Annotated in this window: 19 protein-coding genes; 11 read left to right on the top strand and 8 right to left on the bottom strand. The window is 68.7% G+C overall.

The window, feature by feature from the left end; translation table 11 throughout:
• Nucleotides 1-27 precede the first annotated feature (27 nt).
• Complete coding sequence (locus DI276_RS03260) at nucleotides 28-2,559, bottom strand: BTAD domain-containing putative transcriptional regulator (RefSeq protein WP_112261787.1); 2,532 nt, start codon at nucleotides 2,557-2,559, stop codon at nucleotides 28-30.
• A 45-nt stretch (nucleotides 2,560-2,604) separates the two neighbouring features.
• Nucleotides 2,605-2,886, bottom strand: coding sequence for a hypothetical protein (locus DI276_RS03255; protein WP_112261786.1), 282 nt, complete (start codon nucleotides 2,884-2,886; stop codon nucleotides 2,605-2,607).
• Between the two features lie 798 nt (nucleotides 2,887-3,684).
• Here DI276_RS03255 and DI276_RS03250 point away from each other — a divergent pair.
• Nucleotides 3,685-6,678, top strand: coding sequence for an AfsR/SARP family transcriptional regulator (locus DI276_RS03250; RefSeq protein ID WP_112261785.1), 2,994 nt, complete (start codon nucleotides 3,685-3,687; stop codon nucleotides 6,676-6,678).
• A 481-nt stretch (nucleotides 6,679-7,159) separates the two neighbouring features.
• On the opposite strand, the gene DI276_RS03245 is transcribed toward DI276_RS03250, so the two are convergent.
• On the bottom strand, nucleotides 7,160-8,119 hold the full coding sequence (locus DI276_RS03245) for a hypothetical protein (RefSeq protein WP_112261784.1): 960 nt from the start codon (nucleotides 8,117-8,119) through the stop codon (nucleotides 7,160-7,162).
• 120 nt (nucleotides 8,120-8,239) lie between these two features.
• Here DI276_RS03245 and DI276_RS03240 point away from each other — a divergent pair, with 120 nt between their 5' ends.
• Entirely contained in the window at nucleotides 8,240-9,217 is a 978-nt protein-coding gene (locus tag DI276_RS03240) for an ABC transporter permease (RefSeq protein WP_232836419.1), read from the top strand.
• Here DI276_RS03240 and DI276_RS03235 read toward each other — a convergent pair.
• From DI276_RS03235 to DI276_RS03225, 3 genes are read right to left on the bottom strand one after another with little or no spacing between them, the layout of a single operon-like run.
• On the bottom strand, nucleotides 9,113-9,520 hold the full coding sequence (locus DI276_RS03235) for a YjbQ family protein (RefSeq protein WP_112261782.1): 408 nt from the start codon (nucleotides 9,518-9,520) through the stop codon (nucleotides 9,113-9,115). The two genes, DI276_RS03240 and DI276_RS03235, sit on opposite strands and share 105 nt — an antisense overlap.
• Nucleotides 9,521-9,524: 4 nt before the next feature.
• A complete protein-coding gene (locus DI276_RS03230; RefSeq protein ID WP_112261781.1) occupies nucleotides 9,525-10,082 on the bottom strand; it encodes a sugar O-acetyltransferase in 558 nt (185 codons plus the stop codon).
• An 8-nt stretch (nucleotides 10,083-10,090) separates the two neighbouring features.
• Nucleotides 10,091-11,053: a GlxA family transcriptional regulator gene (locus DI276_RS03225; protein WP_112261780.1), complete on the bottom strand. Its 963-nt coding sequence runs from the start codon at nucleotides 11,051-11,053 to the stop codon at nucleotides 10,091-10,093.
• A 116-nt stretch (nucleotides 11,054-11,169) separates the two neighbouring features.
• Between DI276_RS03225 and DI276_RS03220 the strand changes: the two genes are divergently transcribed.
• The 5 genes from DI276_RS03220 to DI276_RS03200 are packed head-to-tail and all read left to right on the top strand — an operon-like array spanning nucleotide 11,170 to nucleotide 14,792.
• Nucleotides 11,170-12,009 (top strand): NAD(P)-dependent oxidoreductase, encoded by an 840-nt coding sequence (locus tag DI276_RS03220; RefSeq protein WP_112261779.1) that lies wholly within the window; start codon nucleotides 11,170-11,172, stop codon nucleotides 12,007-12,009.
• Between the two features lies 1 nt (nucleotide 12,010).
• Nucleotides 12,011-12,589 (top strand): maleylpyruvate isomerase N-terminal domain-containing protein, encoded by a 579-nt coding sequence (locus DI276_RS03215; RefSeq protein ID WP_112261778.1) that lies wholly within the window; start codon nucleotides 12,011-12,013, stop codon nucleotides 12,587-12,589.
• Between the two features lie 11 nt (nucleotides 12,590-12,600).
• Nucleotides 12,601-13,065, top strand: coding sequence for a DUF4442 domain-containing protein (locus tag DI276_RS03210; RefSeq protein ID WP_112261777.1), 465 nt, complete (start codon nucleotides 12,601-12,603; stop codon nucleotides 13,063-13,065).
• On the top strand, nucleotides 13,058-14,011 hold the full coding sequence (locus DI276_RS03205; protein WP_112261776.1) for an aminotransferase class V-fold PLP-dependent enzyme: 954 nt from the start codon (nucleotides 13,058-13,060) through the stop codon (nucleotides 14,009-14,011). The genes DI276_RS03210 and DI276_RS03205 overlap by 8 nt, the downstream gene beginning before the upstream one ends.
• Nucleotides 14,012-14,036: 25 nt before the next feature.
• Nucleotides 14,037-14,792, top strand: a complete 756-nt coding sequence (locus DI276_RS03200) for a hypothetical protein (protein ID WP_157984491.1) — start codon at nucleotides 14,037-14,039, stop codon at nucleotides 14,790-14,792.
• 107 nt (nucleotides 14,793-14,899) lie between these two features.
• On the opposite strand, the gene DI276_RS03195 is transcribed toward DI276_RS03200, so the two are convergent.
• Complete coding sequence (locus DI276_RS03195; protein ID WP_112261774.1) at nucleotides 14,900-15,331, bottom strand: ferritin-like domain-containing protein; 432 nt, start codon at nucleotides 15,329-15,331, stop codon at nucleotides 14,900-14,902.
• Entirely contained in the window at nucleotides 15,328-15,771 is a 444-nt protein-coding gene (locus DI276_RS03190) for a hypothetical protein (RefSeq protein ID WP_112261773.1), read from the bottom strand. Before DI276_RS03190 ends, DI276_RS03195 begins: the two co-directional genes overlap by 4 nt.
• Nucleotides 15,772-15,899: 128 nt before the next feature.
• Between DI276_RS03190 and rimP the strand changes: the two genes are divergently transcribed.
• The 4 genes from rimP to DI276_RS03170 form a co-directional block, all read left to right on the top strand.
• A complete protein-coding gene (gene rimP, locus DI276_RS03185; protein ID WP_112261772.1) occupies nucleotides 15,900-16,424 on the top strand; it encodes a ribosome maturation factor RimP in 525 nt (174 codons plus the stop codon).
• On the top strand, nucleotides 16,421-17,434 hold the full coding sequence (nusA, locus tag DI276_RS03180) for a transcription termination factor NusA (RefSeq protein ID WP_112261771.1): 1,014 nt from the start codon (nucleotides 16,421-16,423) through the stop codon (nucleotides 17,432-17,434). Before rimP ends, nusA begins: the two co-directional genes overlap by 4 nt.
• A 117-nt stretch (nucleotides 17,435-17,551) precedes the next feature.
• Complete coding sequence (locus tag DI276_RS03175) at nucleotides 17,552-17,800, top strand: YlxR family protein (RefSeq protein WP_408610490.1); 249 nt, start codon at nucleotides 17,552-17,554, stop codon at nucleotides 17,798-17,800.
• Between the two features lie 87 nt (nucleotides 17,801-17,887).
• A partial coding sequence (locus DI276_RS03170; protein WP_198680437.1) for a translation initiation factor IF-2 N-terminal domain-containing protein occupies nucleotides 17,888-18,298 on the top strand: 411 nt, incomplete at its 3' end.

Raw genomic sequence — 18,298 nt, 5'->3', positions numbered from 1 at the left:
CGTACTCAGCAGCACCGACAAGATCGATCAGCCTGCCCGGCGGTCCAGCATCAGGTCCAGCGCGGGTTCGGCGAGCCACGCGGCGGCGCGTTCCTGTTTCGACGTGCGCACCGCCCGCGGCAGTTGGTCGGCCACGACGTCGCGCACCAGCGCGTGCCGGAACCCGTACTCGATCTCGCCGGTCTCGCTGTTGCGCCCCTGCCGGCGCAGGAAGTCCCGTTGCTCCAGCAGTTCCAGCGCCAGCGCGACGTCGCCGGGGTCGCGCTGACCCGTCGCGGCCACCGCACCGGGAGACACGAGATCGCCCACGACGGCGGCGTCTTGCAGGACCGCCTTCACCTCGAACGGCAGCGAGTCGAGTTGTGCGGTCAGCACGCCGCGCACGGATGGCGGAACTGGCAGGCCGGATTCGTTGTGCAGGCACTGGATGCGCGGATCGGACACCATCCGGGCGTACTCGGTGGCGAAGAACGGGTTGCCGCCGACGCACGAGACCAAGGTCTGCCACAGCTCGGCGGAGAGCTCGCCGGCCGACAGCAGTGAGTTGAGCAGACTTCGGCTTCCGTTGTGGGACAAAGGTTCCAGGCTGATCGTGGTCGCGTTGCGCTTGCCGCCGAACCACGACGGACGGCGCTGCAGCAGTTCGGGACGAGCGGTGACGACCACCAGCAGCGGTACGGAACCCGCGTGCTCGCTCAGCTCCTCCACGAAGTCGAGCACCACGTCGTTCGCCCAGTGCAGGTCCTCCAAGAAGACGACCAGCGGCTCGAAGTCCGCGATCTCCTCCAGGAAACGGCGCCACGCCGGGAAGTCGGCCGGCACGTCGGGAGAGCCCGCGACCAGACCGGCCAGGCTGGCGTGCAGGCGGTCCGCGAGCTCGCCGACGCCGACCAACGACGAGACGGCGGCGCGCAAAGTCTCCGGTGAGGCGAACCCGCGCACGACGTCCAGCAACGGGCCGTAGCCGTGGTCGTCGCCGAAAGCCGTTGCGGTGCCGCTCAAAGCGGTGGTGCACGAAGAAGTGAGCTCGTTGACGAGACGTGTCTTGCCCACGCCCGCTTCGCCGAGCACGGTCACGAAGTGCGGGCGGCGGCGGGTGCGGACCTCGTCGAGAAGGCCTTGTAGGACGAGCAACTCACGTTCGCGCTCGACGAACGGCACAGCGGCCTGCGTACGGCGGGTCTCGCCGCGCGGGGAGACGCAGGAGACCGCCTGCCAGCCGCCGGTCGGGGCCGGGTCAGCTGCCCACGTCACGGAAGCAGCGGCGTCACGGGTGGATGTACACGCACGAACCGCACCCAGCGGCGCCAGCGCCATCAGCTGACGGCACTGATCGAGCAGCACGCCGGTCGCGGTCGGCGCACCCGAAGCGGGCAGGCGAACGAGAGAGTCGCCCGTCGCCACGCCTATCTGCACGTCGGCGACGGCAGCGAGACGGTCTCGGATGGCCAACGAAGCGCGCACGGCGCGGTCGGCGTCGTCCTCAGCGGTCTTGGGCACACCGAACAAAGCCAGGAAGACGGAGCCGACATTGCCTCCGACGACACCGCCGAGGCGTTCCACCTCGGCGCGCACAACAGCGGAAACTTCCTGGTGCACCTCGTCGACGTCCTCGGGGTCACCGTCACCGGCCGCGAGACCGAGCTGGGCGGACACCATCACGACGCTGACGAGCTTGCGCTCCACGGTCGTCACGTCCACTGCAGCAGGCTCCACCACGGGCGCAGGCGTGATCACCACAGGCGCAGGAGTCTGGCCGACGGCGAGCAGGTGCCTGCGTTGCACCGACGGTGGGAGGTCCAGCGCGGGGGCGTGGTCGAGGATCGCGCGTTCCAGCTCCTGGAGCTCGCGGCCCGGTTCGAGACCGAGCTCTTCCACCAGCGCCGCCCTCGTGCGGCGGTAGACACTCAGTGCGTCCACCTGCCGGCCACACCGGTAGAGCGCGAGCATCAGCTGGCCGTTGAGCCGTTCGCGATACGGCTCGACCTCGATCAACGACTCCAGCTCGCCGATGATCTCGTAGTGCCTTCCGCAGGCCAGCTCCGCCTCGAAGCAGTCCTCCTGCGTCGCCAGCCGCCAGTCCTTGATGGCGGTCAGCTCCGGCCAGTTGATACCGGTCTCCGCAAGATCCGCGAGCACCGGTCCGCGCCACAGGCTCAGCGCCTTGCGGAGCACCTTGGCGGCCGTGGGCCAGTTGCCGGCGGAGAGTTCGCCCCGGCCCTGTTCGGTGAGCTGCTGGAACCGCGACAGGTCGAGGGAGTCGGGGTCCACACGGAGCAGGTAGCCCGGCGCGTGGGTCAGCAGCAGCGCAGAGCCTTCAGAGCTGCTGCCGTGGGGAGTGAGAACGCCGCGCAGTCCGGAGACCGCGTTTTGCAGCATCTTTCGTGCGGTGGGCGGGACGTCCCGCGACCACAGCGCCTGGAGCAGCTTGCTCGTCGCCACCACGCGGTTGGCGTGCAGCAGGAGGAAACCCAGAGCCGCGCGCTGCTTGACGCCGCCCAGTGGCACGGGCAGGTCGTCGTCGAGGACTTCCAGAGCGCCCAGCAGGTGGAATCGCATGGTCCTGGCCTCCCACAGGTTGTTATCCGGACGGACGGGGAGTGATCAGCTCCAGGGGGTGTCGTCGTCCCACGGGGTGTCGTCGTCGGACGGGAGGGAGGGGAGCGTGACGGTCTTGCTCCACGGCGTGTCGTCGTCGGAGGCGCTGAGGCCGCGGCTCCACGGGGTGTCGTCGTCGGCGATGACCTTGCCCCACGGCGTGTCCCCGTCGAGGCCCTTGCTCCACGGGGTGTCGTCGGCCTGCGCGGTTCCGGAGAAGAGGGAAAGCGCCAGGGCCGCGGGGACGGCGGAGAGAACCAGAGCGGCTGCGGTCGTCTTGCGGATCATGTCGGCCTCCTCGTGCTTGGTCGGACCTTGGCTTCGAGTTCTGCTTCAGACACCTTCGAGCGGCGTCTGAGAACGAAGTTAGGAGTGCCGCCCATCGCCGCTCTATCGCGCACCCACCGCGTATCAATCGGCCGTGATGGCGGGACTGAAGTGGCCAGTTGAGACGCCTCGGCGGCTGATCCGCCGGTCAGCAAACAGCTGTTACTACGCAGGGTGGTGGCTTATCCGAGGAATTAGGTGCGGTGTACCGCAATGGTTGGGTGCGGTTAGCGATCCGAACGAACGGCTTGTGCCGCTCGGAGTAACCTCGATGAGTCGTTCAGGATGTCTGGCGCCATGACGTACGATCGTGCTGAAGCCGCCGCCGACACCTGTGAATTCTCGGGCACACGTACTGCTTGATCTGCCCCGATGTCGCTGATCCGATCATCTCCAAATGAGATGCCTATTGAGATCGCGTGCATTATGGTGGATCGTGTGCTGATACACAAGAAGGATCTTGACAGTTTTCCCTGCCAGGGCTAACTTTGGAGATCATCACCCATCCAAGTGGCCAACTTTCGGTGCAGTTAACGGGAGGTCAACGACGGGAAGTGAAACATTTTCATATTGTTGACCGATCTTGAGGTGACGCCCTGGGTGTGCCTTTTTCCGCGTTTTTCGGACCGGATGGCAATGAACTGAGTGACGCCGCATCCGTAAAGTGTAATTCCGTCACGGAGAAACCGTAACGGGAAACGTCCGGAGCGTGAGGTGTTGGGGCTTTGCGAGAGATAAAGGCGCGAGGGGTCGTCCGTCATGAGCTCCGCCCCCGATGAAAAACTGATCTTCAAGCTGCTCGGTCCGATCGAGGTCATCGGCGCCGAGGAGCAGGTTCAGGTGCCCCCGGGACGTCAGCAGACGATCCTGGGCGCTCTGCTGCTCGAGGCCAACCGCGTGGTCAGCATGGACCAGCTGATCGACCTCGTCTGGGAGCACACCCCGCCGTCGACCGCGCGGGCGCAGATCCAGATCTGCGTGTCCGCGCTCCGGCGGGAGTTCGCACGGGTCGACGTCGACGCCCAGATCGAGACCCGGCAGCCCGGCTACCTGCTGCGCGTGGCCGGCGACAAGATCGACACCTTCCTCTTCGAACGCCGCGTGGCCGACTCGGACGCCGCCGTCCGCCAGGGTCGCATGGAGGAGGCGTCGGCGGTCCTGCGGCAGGCACTGGCGCTGTGGCGCGGACCAGCGCTCGGCGGCGCCGCGGCCACGTTGCAGAACAAAGCTTTACGTCTGGACGAGAAACGCTTGTCGGTGCTGGAGAACTGCGTCGACATCGAGTTGTTGCTCGGCAGGCATCACGCGCTCATCGGTGAATTGCAGAGCATGGTGACCGAACACCCGCTGCGGGAACGCCCGCGCGGTCAGCTGATGCTCGCGCTCTACCGGTCCGGCCGGCAGTCGGAGGCGCTCGACGTCTACCGCACCGGCCGCGACCTCTTCATCGAGAACCTCGGTCTCGAACCGAGCGACCAGCTGCGCAAGCTCGAGACGGCGATTCTGACCGACGACGAGGTGCTGCGCCTCGAGCAGGAGAAGCCGGTCCCGGTCACCGTGCAGAACGTCGTGTCACCGCACCAGCTTCCGGCCACCATCTCGGATTTCATCGGCCGCCAGGACGTCGTGGCGCGTGCCGAGACGGTGCTGTCCGGCGACCACCTGACCATGCCCGTGGTGAACATCTCGGGAAAGGCAGGTATCGGTAAGAGCGCTCTCGCGGTTCACGTCGCGCACCGCGTGGCCGCCGAGACCTACCCGGACGGCCAGCTCTACTGCGACCTGCGCGGTACGCAGGCCCAACCGGCCACACCGGCCGAGGTGCTCGGCCGGTTCCTGTCCGCGTTGGGCGCCGTGGGCTCGACGTTGCCCGATGGTGTGGACGAGCGCGCGGACATGTACCGCAGCATGCTCGCCAACCGCCGGGTGCTGGTCGTGCTCGACGACGCGGGCAGCGAGTCGCAGGTCCACCAGCTGCTGCCGGGTTCGCCGACGTGCGGTGTCGTCGTCACGAGCCGGACCCGGTTGACCGGTCTCGCCGGATCTCATTTGGTCGACGTCGACTTCATGGACTCCGACGACGCACTCGAGCTGCTGGGCCGGATCATCGGCACGCAGCGCCTGGAGAGCGAACCCGTTGCGGCATCGGCATTGGTGGATGTCGTCGGAGGTCTGCCCCTGGCGTTGCGCATCATCGGCGCACGACTGGCCGCGCGCCCGCACTGGACGTTGGCGTCGATGGTCGGACGTCTCGCCGACGAACGCCATCGCCTCGACGAACTGGTGCACGGCGACATGGTCGTGCGCGCCAGCCTCTCGCTCACCTACGACGGCCTGGAACTCGACACGTGCCGGGTGATGCGAATGATGTCGTTGCTGGAGGCGGAAAGCCTGCCGGTCTGGACGGCCTCCGCGCTCACCGACGACGACCGCCACCGCGGCTTCGACCTCCTGGAGCGCTTGGTCGACGCGCAGCTGCTGGACGTGGTCGGCAGCGACATCACGGGTTTGCCCCGCTACCGCTTCCACGACCTGATCCGGTTGTTCGCCAAGGAACAACTGGCCGTGCACGAGTCCCCGGCCACCCAACTGGCCGCCGTGGAACGCGTGGCCGGCGGCTGGCTCGCCATGGCCGAGCAGGCACACCAACGGCTGTACGGCGGCGACTTCACCGTGCTGCACGGCCACGGCCAGCGCTGGCAGCCGCACGCCCCGTATCTGGACCAGGTGCTGCAGGACCCGTTGGGGTGGCTGGAAAGCGAGCGCCCGAACATCTGCGCGGCCGTGCTGCAGGCCGCCGACGCGGGCTTGGACGAGCTGTGCTGGGACCTCGCGATGACGCTGGTGACGTTGTTCGAGACCCGCAGCTACCTCGACGACTGGCAGCAAACCCACGAACGCGCGTTGGAGGCCGTGCGCAGGGCGGGCAACAAGCGCGGCACCGCGGCCCTGCTCTGCTCGCTCGGATCGCTGCACCACAGCCAGCGGCGCATGGAGACGGCGCGGGCCGCGTTGGAACCCGCACTGGAGCTCTTCACCGAGCTCGACGACTGCCACGGCCTGGCGTTGGTGCGCCGCAACCTGGGGCTGCTGGAGTACAACGAGGGCCGGCCGGAGGTCGCGACCCGGATCTTCGAGCAGTCGCTGGCCGGCTTCAAACGCGTCGGCGACGTCGTGGGTCAGGCCTACGTGGTGTCTCAGCTCGCCCAGCTGTCGTTGGACCGCGGCGAACACGAGCTCGCGGTGGGGCAGTTGCGCGGCGCTTTGGGGATGTGCCGGGAGATCTCGAGCCCGCGGGTCGAGGCCCAGGTCCTGTACCGGCTCGGTGGCGCCATGCTGGTGCAGGGCCGGTACGAGCAGGCACAGCAGCTGATCACGTCGGTGCTGGGCATGGTGCAGCGCTCCGGCGACACCGTGGGCGAGAGCTACGCGCTGCACTCGCTCGGGCTGATCCACGGGCGGATGCGGATGTTCGCGGAGGCCGGGCGGTTGCTGCGGCGCGCGATCCGGTTGTGCGAGGAGAACCTCGACCGCGTCGGGGCGGCGCGGATCCGGCTGGACCTGGCGCAGCTGGTGTCGCAGCGGGGGGAGACGTTCCACGCGATCGCGATCGTGGAGCAGGCGATGATGACGTTCCAGGAGCTGCGGCTGGCGCTGTGGGAGAGCAAGGCGCTGGCGGTGCTGGAGAAGATCACCGTGGAGAACCCGCTGCCCGCCGCCGTCCCGTTGAACGGCGGCGCGCGTCAGGGCTGAGGTCGGCGACGCATCGCGGTGGACGTGGCGCGGGATGGTGTGGTTCGTGGCTATGGCTGCGGTCGGCGACGGCCGTGGTGGACGTCGCGTGTGAGGCGGTGGGGGCGTCGGCAGTGCGGCATCCGGCTCTTCGGTGTTGGTGAGCTGAGCGCGGTTGTGTCGCTGGCCTGGGGCGGCAGGCACGCGCAAGTTCTCGCCGCGTCCCCCTCGAACGGCGGCGCGCTAGAGCTGAGGTACGCAACACGCCGCGCTGGATGTGGCCGGCAGAAGCAGCCCGAACCTTCGGTGTTGGTGAGCTGAAGCGCGCGGTACTGCCGTCGGGCTGGTGGTGGGCGTGCGCAAGCCTGCTGCCGTCCCCCGGACGGCGTGCGGAGCGGTGTTCGGGCTTGGCCGACGAGCGGGTTGGGCCGTTGGCCTCGGCTGGCGGGCGCACGTCTCGCCGCCGTCCCCTCGAACGGCGGCGCGCCAGCCGACCGGCCTGCTACGTGGTCGGCACCAGCGAGTCGACCATCTTCTGCAGCTCGGCCTCCTTGGGCAGCGGCGGGTTCGCGCCGCCCCCGCCGCCCTCCAGGTCGCCGTTCACGACGAGCGCGTGCAGCTTGTTGCTGCCGTTGAGCACGATGACCTTGACGATGCCCTTGCTCGCCAGGCACTTGTTGCCCGTCTGGGTGACCGTGGCGTCCACCTGCACGCCGTCGACGACGACCTTCTTGCCGTCCTTCTGGGTGTGCTGGATCTTCACCGGCTTGGGCTGGGCCGCCGTGACCTGGGGGTCGCCGCCCGACGCGTAGAACTGCGTCGCCACGGCCTTGGCCAAGTCGGTCGTGGTCTGGTTGATGTCGCCCTTGGGCAGCAGCGCGCCGCCGTTGGTGCCCTTGGTGAACGACTTGCCCTCGCACGAGTAGTCGCCGTAGGTGGTGACGCCGGTGAGCGAGATGCCGGGGAACTTGTCGAGCGGGATCTTCGCTTCGGACACGACGTCCCAGTTCTTCGGGACCTCGTAGTTGTAGCCGAGCGAGGTCTCGACGCACTGCATGTCGTCGTTCTTGCACTTGCCGGTGGTCGGCTGCGAGGAGGCGCTCGTGGGCGTGGACGGGTTGTTCTGCGCGTTCGGGTCGCCGGAGTCGCGCGAGAGCACGAACCAGGTCACGCCGCCGCCGACCAGCAGCACCAGCACCACGGCGCCGATGACCAGCCAGAGCTTCTTCTTGCTCTTCGGCGGTTCGCTGTCGAACCCGCCGTAGACGCCGAGACCGCCGTACTGCCCGTAGCCCTGCTGCGGAAAGCCGCCCTGATCGGGGAAGCCGCCCTGCTGCGGGAAACCACCCGTCTGCGGGTAGCCGCCGGTCTGGTAGCCGCCGCTCGGGTGGTCACCCTGCTGCTGGCCCCAGCCCTGCTGGTCGTTCCAGCCGCCCTGTCCGCCGCCACCTGGGTAAGTCACGCGGCAAACGGTACCTGGTGGGTCTGACAGGACTTAATTCATCAACCGTTGACTTCATGAGCGTGTCGGGCGTACCGTGCCAACTAAATTCAACGCTTGATGAACAAATGGAGGCTCGTGATGCGCACCGCGCTGGTCACCGCCGTCGCAGGCGCAGTGGTGGCGTTTCTCCTGGGACTGCTCACTTTCGGCGTGCAGGCCACCGTGCACCCGCACGACATCCCGCTCGCCGTCGTGGCGCCTCCGCCGATCGCGGAACGCGTCAGAGCAGCCGACTCGGCCGAGGTCGACATCAGAACAGCGACCGCCGACGAAGCCCGGACCCTGTTGGCGGACAAGGAGGTCTACGGCGTTCTGGAGATCTCGCCAGGCCAGGCGACGATCCGGCTCAACCCCGCGGTCAACCCGTCCGGCACGCAGGTCGCGCAGCAGGTGCTGACCGGTGTCGCGCAGGGCGCCGGACTGCCGGTGAAGACCGAGACCCAGGCCGTCTCCGCTGCCGAACGCACGGCGCCACTCGCGGCGAGTGCGCTGCTGTGGGTCGGCGGCATGGTCGCCGGACTGCTGTTCGTGGTGCTGAAGGGACGCCGCCACCGGCTGCTCGCGGCGTTGACCACCGCAGTGCTCGTGGAAGGCGTCGTGGTCGGGCTGCTGGCCTGGTGGGGCGTCACGTTCACGACAGAAGCAATGACCTTCATGCTCGCAGTCGCCGTGTCGTTCGCACTGCTGCAGGCCGGGCTGTTCAAGCACCTGGGCATCCGCGCGATGGGCGTGCTCGGCCTGCTCTACCTGATGGCGCCCGCGGTGGCGGGCCAGGTGCCGGAGCTGCTCAACCCGGCCTACAAAGCGGTCCTGTGGTCGTGGACGCCGTTCCGGTTCTCCACGGAAGGCCTGCGCAGCCTGATGTACGACAGCTCGATCAGCACCGAGTGGTGGGTGTTCGGCGGGATCGCGCTCGTCGGGCTCGTGCTGCTTGCCATGAAGAAAGCTGAGCTAGCCGGCAAGGAAGCTCAGCCGGACCGTGCGGACGGGGTTGTCGACGTTGGTGTCGACCAGGCAGATGGACTGCCACGTGCCGAGCGCCAGCACACCGCCTAGCACCGGGATCGTCGCGTAGGGCGGCACCAGCGCGGGCATCACGTGGTCACGGCCGTGGCCAGGGGTGCCGTGCCGGTGCCGCCACTTCACGTCGCGGGGCAGGATCCGTTCCAACGCGGTCAGCAGGTCGTCGTCACTGCCCGCGCCCGTCTCGATGATGGCGACACCGGCGGTCGCGTGCGGCACCCACACGTGCAGCAGGCCGTCGCCGTTCTCACTGCTGAGGAACCGCTCGCACTCTCGCGTCAGGTCATGCACGACTTCTTCGGCACCGGTGCGGACCTGGATCTCCTCGCTGCGCATAGCACTAGATCTTACGAACGACCCGCGCCGGGTTGCCGACCGCAAGCACGTGATCAGGCAAGTCACGCGTCACGACACTGCCCGCGCCGACCACGGTGTTGTCGCCGATCGTCACGCCGGGACACACGATGACGCCGCCGCCGAACCAGACGCGATCCCCGATGACGATCGGCGCGGTGGTCTCCCAGCCCGCGATGCGCGCGTCGTGGTCCTCGACCGGGTGCAACGCCGTCAGCAGCTGCACGCGCGGGCCCATCATCACGTTGTCGCCGATGGTGACGGGGCCGCAGTCCAGGATGATCCCGTCGTAGTTCATGAAGCTGTTCGCGCCGATGCGCGTGTTGTAGCCGTACTCGATCTGCAGGCGCGGCAGCAGAACCGTGTTCTCGCCGATCTCCGCGACGAAGTCCTTCAGGATCGCGTGCATGCCCTCGTAGTCGCCCGGCTCCGCGGCGTTGTAGCGGATCATCAGGCGCTGCGCCCGTTGCCGGTCCTCCTCCAGCTCAGGATCCATTGCCAGGTAGGGCTCGCCGTTGATCATCTTCTCGCGGTTGGTTCCCATGGCGACATTCAACCCGCGTAGGCGCGGCGGTAGTCGGTGGGCGCGACGCCGACGTGGGTGGTGAAGTGCCGGCGCAGGTTCGCGCCCGTGCCCAGGCCACAGCGCTCGGCGACCTGTTCCACCGACAGCGACGTGGTTTCCAGCAACGCCTGGGCGTGCGCGACCCGTTGGGCGAGCAGCCACTGCAACGGCGTGCTGCCCGTGGCGTCGTGCAGCCGGCGGAAGAACGTGCGCTGGCTCATCCCGGCGCGGCGGGCGAGCTCGGCGACGGTCAGCGGCCGGTCCAGGTGCCGCACCGCCCACTCCAGCACCGGCGCGATGCTGTCGTCGTCGGTCTCGGGTACGTGCCGGGTGACGAACTGCGCCTGCCCTCCGGTGCGATGAGCGGGCACGCACAGCTTGCGCGCCAACTGGTTGGCGATGTGCGCGCCGAAGTCCTGCCGCACCAAGTGAAGGCACAGGTCGAGCCCGGCCGCCGCGCCCGCGCTGGTGAGGACGTCGCCGTCGTCGATGTAGAGCACCGAGTCGTCGACCTCGACCTGCGGATACCGGCGGGCCAGCCGTTCGGTGTACGACCAGTGCGCGGTGGCGCGTCGCCCGTTCAGCAGCCCGGCTTCGGCCAGCACGAACGCACCGTTGCACAACGCGGCGATGCGCACGCCGTTGTCCGCGGCGTCCTGGAGTTCCTTGACCAGCAACGGGTCCAGCGGTTCGGTTCCGTCCAGCACCGCCTGCGGGACGGACGGCACGATGATCGTGTCCGCGCCGTGGAGGCCCTCCAAACCGTGCTCGGGCCTCAGCACCCAGCCGGACTGCGCTCGTGGCGCCGCGGGGTTCAAGCCGCACAACCGCATCGTGTACCAGGGGTCGAAGTGGTCGACGCCGAACACCACGCAAGCCAGCCCGGCCTCGTAAACGTCCCACAGGGCCGGCGCGTCGTCGTCGGTCACCAAGATCGCCACCACGCTCATGCGCCCACGGTAGCTGGCAGCAATCGTTCGACAGTCGGCATTTCTGCCACTGTTCGTACCCGGCACGGCTTGCGAGGGTTGTGGTGATCAACCAACAATCCTTGGGGGACAACGCAATGCACTCCGATGTTGCCGTGCTCGGACTCGGTCAGATGGGCTCCGCGCTCGCCGCTGCCTTCCTGCGCGCCGGCCACCGCGTCACGGTCTGGAACCGCTCGGCAGCCAAGGTCGCGCCGCTGGTGGCTCTGGGCGCGCACGCCGCCGGTTCGGCACTCGAGGCGCAACGGTCCGCACCCGTGGTGGTGGCCTGCGTGCTCGACTACCCGGCGCTCACCGAGATCCTCGACCCCGAACTGCCCGGCATCCTCGTCAACCTCACCTCCGGCTCACCGGAACAGGCCCGCGAGATGGCCGGACAGGGTCTGCGTTACGTCGACGGCGGCATCATGACCACGCCACCCGGCATCGGCGACGAGCGCTCGATGATCCTCTACAGCGGTGACCAGGACGCCTTCGCCGAGACCAGGAACCTGTTGTCCGCGCTGGCCGAACCGGTCAACCTCGGCGCGGACCCCGGCCTCGCCGCCCTGTACGACACGGCGTTGCTGGGCATCATGTGGGCGACGCTCACCGGATGGCTGCACGCCAGCGCGCTCGTGACCGCCGACGGTGCCACGGCGGCGCACTTCACCCCGCTGGCCACCCGCTGGCTCGGCCCGGTCGCCGGGTTCATCGGCACTTACGCCGAGCAGGTCGACGCCGGCAGCTACCCCGGTTCGGACGCCACGCTGGACGTCCACCTCGCCACGCTGAACCACCTGGTGCACGCGAGCGAGGTGCGCAAGATCGACCCGACGCTGCCGCGGCTGTTCCACGACTACGCGCTGAAGGCCGTCGAAGCCGGCCACGGCACGGACGGCTGGGCCCGGATCGTCGAACTGTTGCGGGCGGCCTGAGATGAACTGGCCCGACCTGCTCGATGCCGCCGCCGACGACTGCGTGCGGATCCTGAGCACCCTGCCGGAGGACGGTTTCTCCCGGCGCGCCAACGGACTGGAGTGGTCCTGCCGCGCCACGCTGGACCACGTCGTCGAGGGCCTGCTCGGCTACACCGCCCTGCTGACCACCCGTGCCGAGCACCGCTGGACCAGCCTGCTCGGCACGCTGCGGCCCGGCCTGCCGCTGGAGCACTGCCTCGAAGGCGTCAAGACCACGGCCACGTTGCTGTCCCGCGCCGTCGCGGCGAGTCCGGACGCGCGAGCGTGGCACCCGTGGGGCACCTCGGACGCGGCGGGGTTCGCGGCGATGGGCATCACCGAGCTGACGATGCACACCCACGACATCACCCAGGCGTTCGGCGTCGAGTGGCGGCCGGAGCGCTGCGCACCGGTGGTCGAGCGGCTGTTCCCAGATGCTCCGCAGCATCCCGACCCGGTCGCGCTGCTGCTGTGGTGCACCGGACGCGGTGAGCTCCCGGGGGTGCGGCGACGAGTGCAATGGCAGTGGTCACACGCGTTGCTGGAGGAAGTTGTGTAACACTGTTTTTTATGAAGGCAAGCCGCCTGCGCTTCGGGATGAACCTGTGGCCGCCGTTCCTGTTCGCCGGGATCCGCGTGGAAGAGATCTCGCCGGACTACCGGTACGCGCGGGTGCGGATGCGTCTGCGCCCGTGGAACCGCAACTTCTTCGGCACCCACTTCGGGGGGTCGCTGTTCTCGATGACCGACCCGTTCTGGGTGCTCCTGCTGTTCAACCAGCTCGACAACCAGCACGTCGTGTGGGACCAATCGGGCGAGATCGAGTTCAGGGCGCCCGGCCGCGGCACGGTCTACGCGGAGTTCCGGCTGACCGACGAGCACGTGGACGAGGTGCTCGAGCAGACGGCGACCGGAGAGAAGGCCTTGATCTGGTTCGAGACCGACGTCGTCGGGCAGGATGGAACCGTGATCGCCAAGGTGAAGAAGCAGGTCTACGCGCGACGCAAGCGCGACAAGCAGCTCGCGCATGCGTGAGGCGTTCGGAGCGGTTTTCGACGTTCAGCCGGGATATCTGAACACGGCGTCCATCGGGGTGCCGCCGCGGCACGTCGCCGACGCGGTGGCCGCGGCGCACGAACGGTGGCGGCGCGGCCAGGACACGTCGTCGTCGTTCAACGAGGTCGTCGAGACGTCCCGCGCGGCGTTCGGGCAGTTGATCGGGGTGCCTGCGACGTCGGTGGCGTGCGGCGCCACGGTCTCGCAGTTCGTGTCGCTCGTCGCCCAGGCGTTGCCGAACGGGTCGAAGGTCTTCGTCGAACCGGGCGAGTTCACCAGCGTCACGCTGCCGTTCGTCGCGGCCGGGCACCAGATCGTGTCCACAGTGGACGAGGCGGACCTGGTCGCGGTGAGCGTGGTGCAGTCGGCGGACGGTGCCATCGCGGACCTGGAAAGCCTGAAAGCCAGCGGCAAACCGGTGCTGCTGGACGTCTCCCAGGCCGCCGGGTGGATGTCGTTGTCGTTGGCGTGGGCCGATTTCGTCGTCGGTGTCGCCTACAAGTGGCTGATGTCACCGCGCGGTGCGGCTTGGCTGGCGGTGCGGCCGGACCGGATGGACTTCCTCAGGCCGGTGGCCGCGAACTGGTACAGCACCGAGGAGAACTACGGCACCGAGCTGGTGCTCCGTTCGGACGCACGGCGGTTCGACCTCTCGCCGACGTGGCACGCGCACGTCGGTGCGGCGGTCGCGCTCCCGTGGGTGGCGTCGCTGGACCTGGAGGCCGTGCGCGCGCATTGCGTGAATCTGACGGATCACCTGCTGACCGGGCTCGGGCTCACCCCCAACGGCTCGGCGATCGTCTCAGTAGACGTACCGCACATTTCGGACGTCGTCTCATCGGTTCGTGCAGGTCGCACGCGGTTTGCGTGTCACCTGTACAACACGATCGAGGACGTCGATCGGGTGCTCAAAGCGCTTGGCTGACCGCCGTCCGTTACCGTGGGTCCTTGTGTCGGAACCACGCCAGTCGCCTGAAGAGGTGACCCAGAACCTGCCTCGCTTCCCACCGAGGCCCACCGACACCGCGCCGCTCTACCCGGCCGACGAGCTGATGAAGCTCCAGTCGATCATGGACAACCGCCAGGGGCAGCTGCCCCCGCAGCCTCCGCCGCAGAGGAAGTCGACGTGGGTGGGCAAGGCTCTGGCGCTCGTCGGCGTCGCGGTGGTGTCGGGGTTCGTGTGGTGGGTGTTGCAGCCGTCGGACCCGGTCGACCAGCCGGTCGCCCAGCCGCAGAAGACCGCGGGCGAGTTCGAGTTCACCACCGTGCCGGAGCTCCCGGAGCCGGTGAAGGACAGCGACTGCGCGGCCCACGCGACGAGCCAGACGCAGGCGTTCTTCAAGACCACGCCGTGCATCCAGCTGACGCGGGCGTTCTACACGGCCAAGCTGCCGGACGGGCGCACCGTCTACTCGTCGGTGTCCGTGGTGAAGATGAAGACCGCGGCCGAGGCGAAGGCGTTGCGCGAGCTGACCCAGAAGGACGGCACCGGCAACGTCAAGGACCTGGTGCTGGACAAGGCGATCAGCGTGCCGCCGCTGACCACGCTGGCCAACGGCGGGTATGCCTCCGAGCAACGTGACCAGCTGGTCGTGATCGTCGAGTCGGACTCGCCGACCAAGGGCACCGACGCGCTCGCGCACAACAAGGAGATGAAGAAGGTCTCCGCCGACGCGATCCGGCTCGCGTCCTCGTTCGGCGACTGACCGCACGCGGGGCCCCCGCGTACTCCAGGAGAGTGCGAAAGCTCCCCGCGTGCCTACCTGGGTTATGCGGGGTCCGCGCGTGACTTCCGGGATGCGGAAACTGGTCGTCAGCCCGAGGCGACGCCCGGCATCGTGATCGATGCCGGGGTGGTCCCCGCGGCCTTGCGCCACCGGGTCGCCCGCACCGCCGCCGTCGTCAACGCGTCCAGCGCCGACGTCCGCAGCGCCGCCTCGTCGGTGCGCTCCAGCACCCCGCGCCACGCCGCACAGGTGTCCTGCTCGACCGCAACCAGCGCGGCCAGCGCGGAAGGCCCGTCCGAAACCGGCGACGGCGGCAGGTAGGCGGCAGCGGGCGGGTTCGGGGTCGCGCCCTTGTCCCGCAGCCACCGCTCCGTCGTGTCACGGCGCGCGCGGTGTGCGTTGGCGCCCTCCGCTACGGCAGCGGCCTGGTTGCCCAGGAACGCCGACACCATGCCGTAGGTCCACAACGCCGCGTGCTCGGTCCCGAGCGCGGTCTGCACTGCGTCCACGTTGTTCACGCGAGCACCTCCCGCAACGAAGCGCAGCCCGCGGCCACCGAGCCGACGAGACCCGCGCGGTAGGTGGGCAGCTGGGCGACGACGGCCGACGCGTCGCGCACGGCGTCGTCGAGCGCGGTCCGCAGTGCTGCCAACGGGTCCGGCGGCGTGGGCGGGGTGGTGGGTGCGGGCGGCGCCGTCGAGGACAGCGGCGGCCGTTCGCGGTCGACCTCGGCCTGCAGCAGGCCGGCGTGCGTCTCGCGGGCCTTGGCGATCTCCGCGGCCGCCGGCACGGTGGTGAGCGTCTTCGCCAGCGCCGCGTCCGCCCTGGCCTGCGCGGCCAGTGCCGACAACGGGTCCGGCGGCGGTGGCGTCGGAGGTTCTGCGGTGCACGCAACAGCGAGCGGTGCGGCGGCCACCGCGAACAGCACGCGGCGGCGGCTGACCGATTCGGAGATCACGCGAACCCATCTTGCCAGCAGGCGTGCGGCGCGGTGGGAGGCGGGCAAACGAGATAGTCTGAGCGTCCACGGCCGCCGAAACACCGTCGGCCGGGGTTTTCATGCGTTCGAACTGAAGGAGACACCACGTGTCCAGCCCGCCGCGCGGAGAGCTTGCCGCGCAGCTAGCACCCGTTGTGCGGGAAGCGCTCGAGGCCGTCGGCTTCGACCTCGACGCACTCGACGTGAATCAGGCTGGGCGCCGCCGTCTGGTCAAGGTCGTCGTGGACGGCGAGGACGGCATTGGGCTCGACGAGGTCGCCGAGGCGAGCCGGGTGGTCTCCGCCGCGCTCGACGAGCACGACCACATCATCAACGGGCCGTACACCCTCGAGGTCACCTCGCCGGGTGTCGACCGCCCGCTCACCCGTCCGCGCCACTGGAAGCGCGCGCACCTGCGTCTCGTGAAGATCAAGCAGCCCGACCAGGTCGAGTGGTTCGGCCGGGTCGGCGAGTGCGACGAGAGCGGTGTCGAGCTGCTGCACCAGGGCGAGCTGAAGCGCGTGGAGTACCGCCACATCGAACGCGCGGTCATGGAGATCGAGTTCAAGCAGCCGCCGGTCGAGGAACTGGCTCGGCTCACTCGGAAAGCACCGAAGGAGGAGCCGAGGTGAACGTCGACATCGCCGCCCTGAGGGCGATCGAACGTGAAAAGGACATCCCCTTCGAGACGGTTCTGGAGGCGATCGAGTCAGCACTGCTGACCGCCTACAAGCACACCGAAGGACACGCGACGCACTCGCGCGTGGAGATCGACCGCAAGACCGGCGTCGTGCGCGTGCTCGCGCAGGACCTCGGTCCGGACGGCACGGTCCAGGAGGAGTGGGACGACACTCCGGAAGGCTTCGGCCGCATCGCCGCCACCACCGCGCGGCAGGTCATCCTGCAGCGCCTGCGCGACGCCGAGCACGAGCGCACCTTCGGCGAGTTCGCCGCCAAGGAGGGCGAGATCATCGCCGGTGTCGTGCAGCGCGACGCCCGCGCGAACGCCCGCGGCATGGTCGTCGTGCAGGTCGGTGACACCGAAGGCGTGCTGCCGCCGGCCGAGCAGGTGCCGGGCGAGCAGTACAACCACGGCGAGCGCATCAAGTGCTACGTCGTGAGCGTGTCCCGCGGCGCGCGCGGACCGCAGATCGCTCTCTCGCGCACCCACCCGAACCTCGTGCGGCGGTTGTTCGCCCTCGAGGTTCCGGAGATCGCGGACGGCACCGTGGAGATCCCTGCGGTGGCACGTGAGGCAGGTCACCGTTCGAAGATCGCGGTGAAATCAACGGTTGCCGGAGTGAACGCCAAGGGCGCCTGCATCGGCCCGATGGGTGCCCGCGTGCGCAACGTGATGCACGAGCTCGGCGGCGAGAAGATCGACATCATCGACTTCTCCGACGACCCCGCTACTTTCGTCGGGAATGCTTTGTCACCAGCGAAGGTTGTGTCCGTGCGGGTGCTCGACGAGCGTGCCAAGACGGCACGCGTCGTGGTGCCGGACTTCCAGCTGTCGCTGGCGATCGGCAAGGAGGGCCAGAACGCCCGCCTGGCCGCGCGCCTGACCGGCTGGCGCATCGACATCCGCAGCGATGCGGAGTCCCCGGCTGCCGGAGCAGTCACATCCAGTTCGGCCGAATGAGCTCCAGGGGATAGACTCATCAACGGTTCAACGTCGGGTTCGGCAACCCATCACATCGGCCCTGTTCGCACGTGCATTGGATGCCGTACTCGGACGTTGCCCTCTGAGCTGCTGCGTGTGGTCGCGGTGGACGGTTCGGTGGTTCCGGACGTCTGCAGGCGACTTCCTGGTCGGGGTGCTTGGTTGCATTTCGATCTCGAATGTCTGCGCAACGCCGAGCGGCGACGGGCGTTCTCGCGGGCCCTCCGGGTCCAGGGAGCACTCGACGTCGCTTTGTTGCGCGAGCACCTGGAGCAGCACGGGAACTTGGCCTCGGGACAGCCCCGTGGCCAGCAAGCAACAAGGAAGCAGGTCGACCCGTCATGAGTCAGCCGTGAAGCTGAAGACATGAACGCGCGACGTTAAGACGAGGTCGATGGGACTTGCCCGCCGGCCTCACGACCAAGGAGAGCAGTGGCAGGCAAGGCCCGAGTACATGAGCTCGCGAAAGAGCTCGGTGTTACGAGCAAGGAAGTTCTGAACAAGCTCGCCGAACAGGGCGAGTACGTGAAGTCCGCGTCTTCGACCGTCGAGGCCCCCGTGGCCCGGCGGCTTCGTGACGCCTACGAAGCCAAGTCCTCGAAGCCGTCGGCTCCCAAGCCGTCCGCTCCGAAGCCCAAGGCACCCGCACCCGCTGCTGCCGCAGCGCCCGCCGCACCGGCGGAGTCCAAGCCGGCAGCCACGTCGGACAGCAAGCCCGCAGCGCCCAAGGCCATGCCCGGCCCGAAGCCCGCGGCTCCGCGTCCCCCGGCCCCCAAGCCCGCGCCCGCCGCTCCGGCCGCGCAGGCTCCGGCCGCGCCCGTCCAGCAGCCCGAGGCTCCGGCC

Source organism: Lentzea terrae (genome assembly GCF_003265345.1).
Classification (GTDB): domain Bacteria; phylum Actinomycetota; class Actinomycetes; order Mycobacteriales; family Pseudonocardiaceae; genus Lentzea; species Lentzea terrae.
The sequence above is the reverse complement of the archived record's forward strand: the minus strand, read 5'-3'. Positions and strand labels throughout refer to the sequence as shown.

Coding starts and splice junctions, on each gene's coding strand:
- DI276_RS03260 (WP_112261787.1), bottom strand. CDS start 2,559: ATGCGATTCCACCTGCTGGGCGCTCTGGAAGTCCTCGACGACGACCTG.
- DI276_RS03255 (WP_112261786.1), bottom strand. CDS start 2,886: ATGATCCGCAAGACGACCGCAGCCGCTCTGGTTCTCTCCGCCGTCCCC.
- DI276_RS03250 (WP_112261785.1), top strand. CDS start 3,685: ATGAGCTCCGCCCCCGATGAAAAACTGATCTTCAAGCTGCTCGGTCCG.
- DI276_RS03240 (WP_232836419.1), top strand. CDS start 8,240: ATGCGCACCGCGCTGGTCACCGCCGTCGCAGGCGCAGTGGTGGCGTTT.
- DI276_RS03235 (WP_112261782.1), bottom strand. CDS start 9,520: ATGCGCAGCGAGGAGATCCAGGTCCGCACCGGTGCCGAAGAAGTCGTG.
- DI276_RS03230 (WP_112261781.1), bottom strand. CDS start 10,082: ATGGGAACCAACCGCGAGAAGATGATCAACGGCGAGCCCTACCTGGCA.
- DI276_RS03225 (WP_112261780.1), bottom strand. CDS start 11,053: ATGAGCGTGGTGGCGATCTTGGTGACCGACGACGACGCGCCGGCCCTG.
- DI276_RS03220 (WP_112261779.1), top strand. CDS start 11,170: ATGCACTCCGATGTTGCCGTGCTCGGACTCGGTCAGATGGGCTCCGCG.
- DI276_RS03215 (WP_112261778.1), top strand. CDS start 12,011: ATGAACTGGCCCGACCTGCTCGATGCCGCCGCCGACGACTGCGTGCGG.
- DI276_RS03210 (WP_112261777.1), top strand. CDS start 12,601: ATGAAGGCAAGCCGCCTGCGCTTCGGGATGAACCTGTGGCCGCCGTTC.
- DI276_RS03205 (WP_112261776.1), top strand. CDS start 13,058: ATGCGTGAGGCGTTCGGAGCGGTTTTCGACGTTCAGCCGGGATATCTG.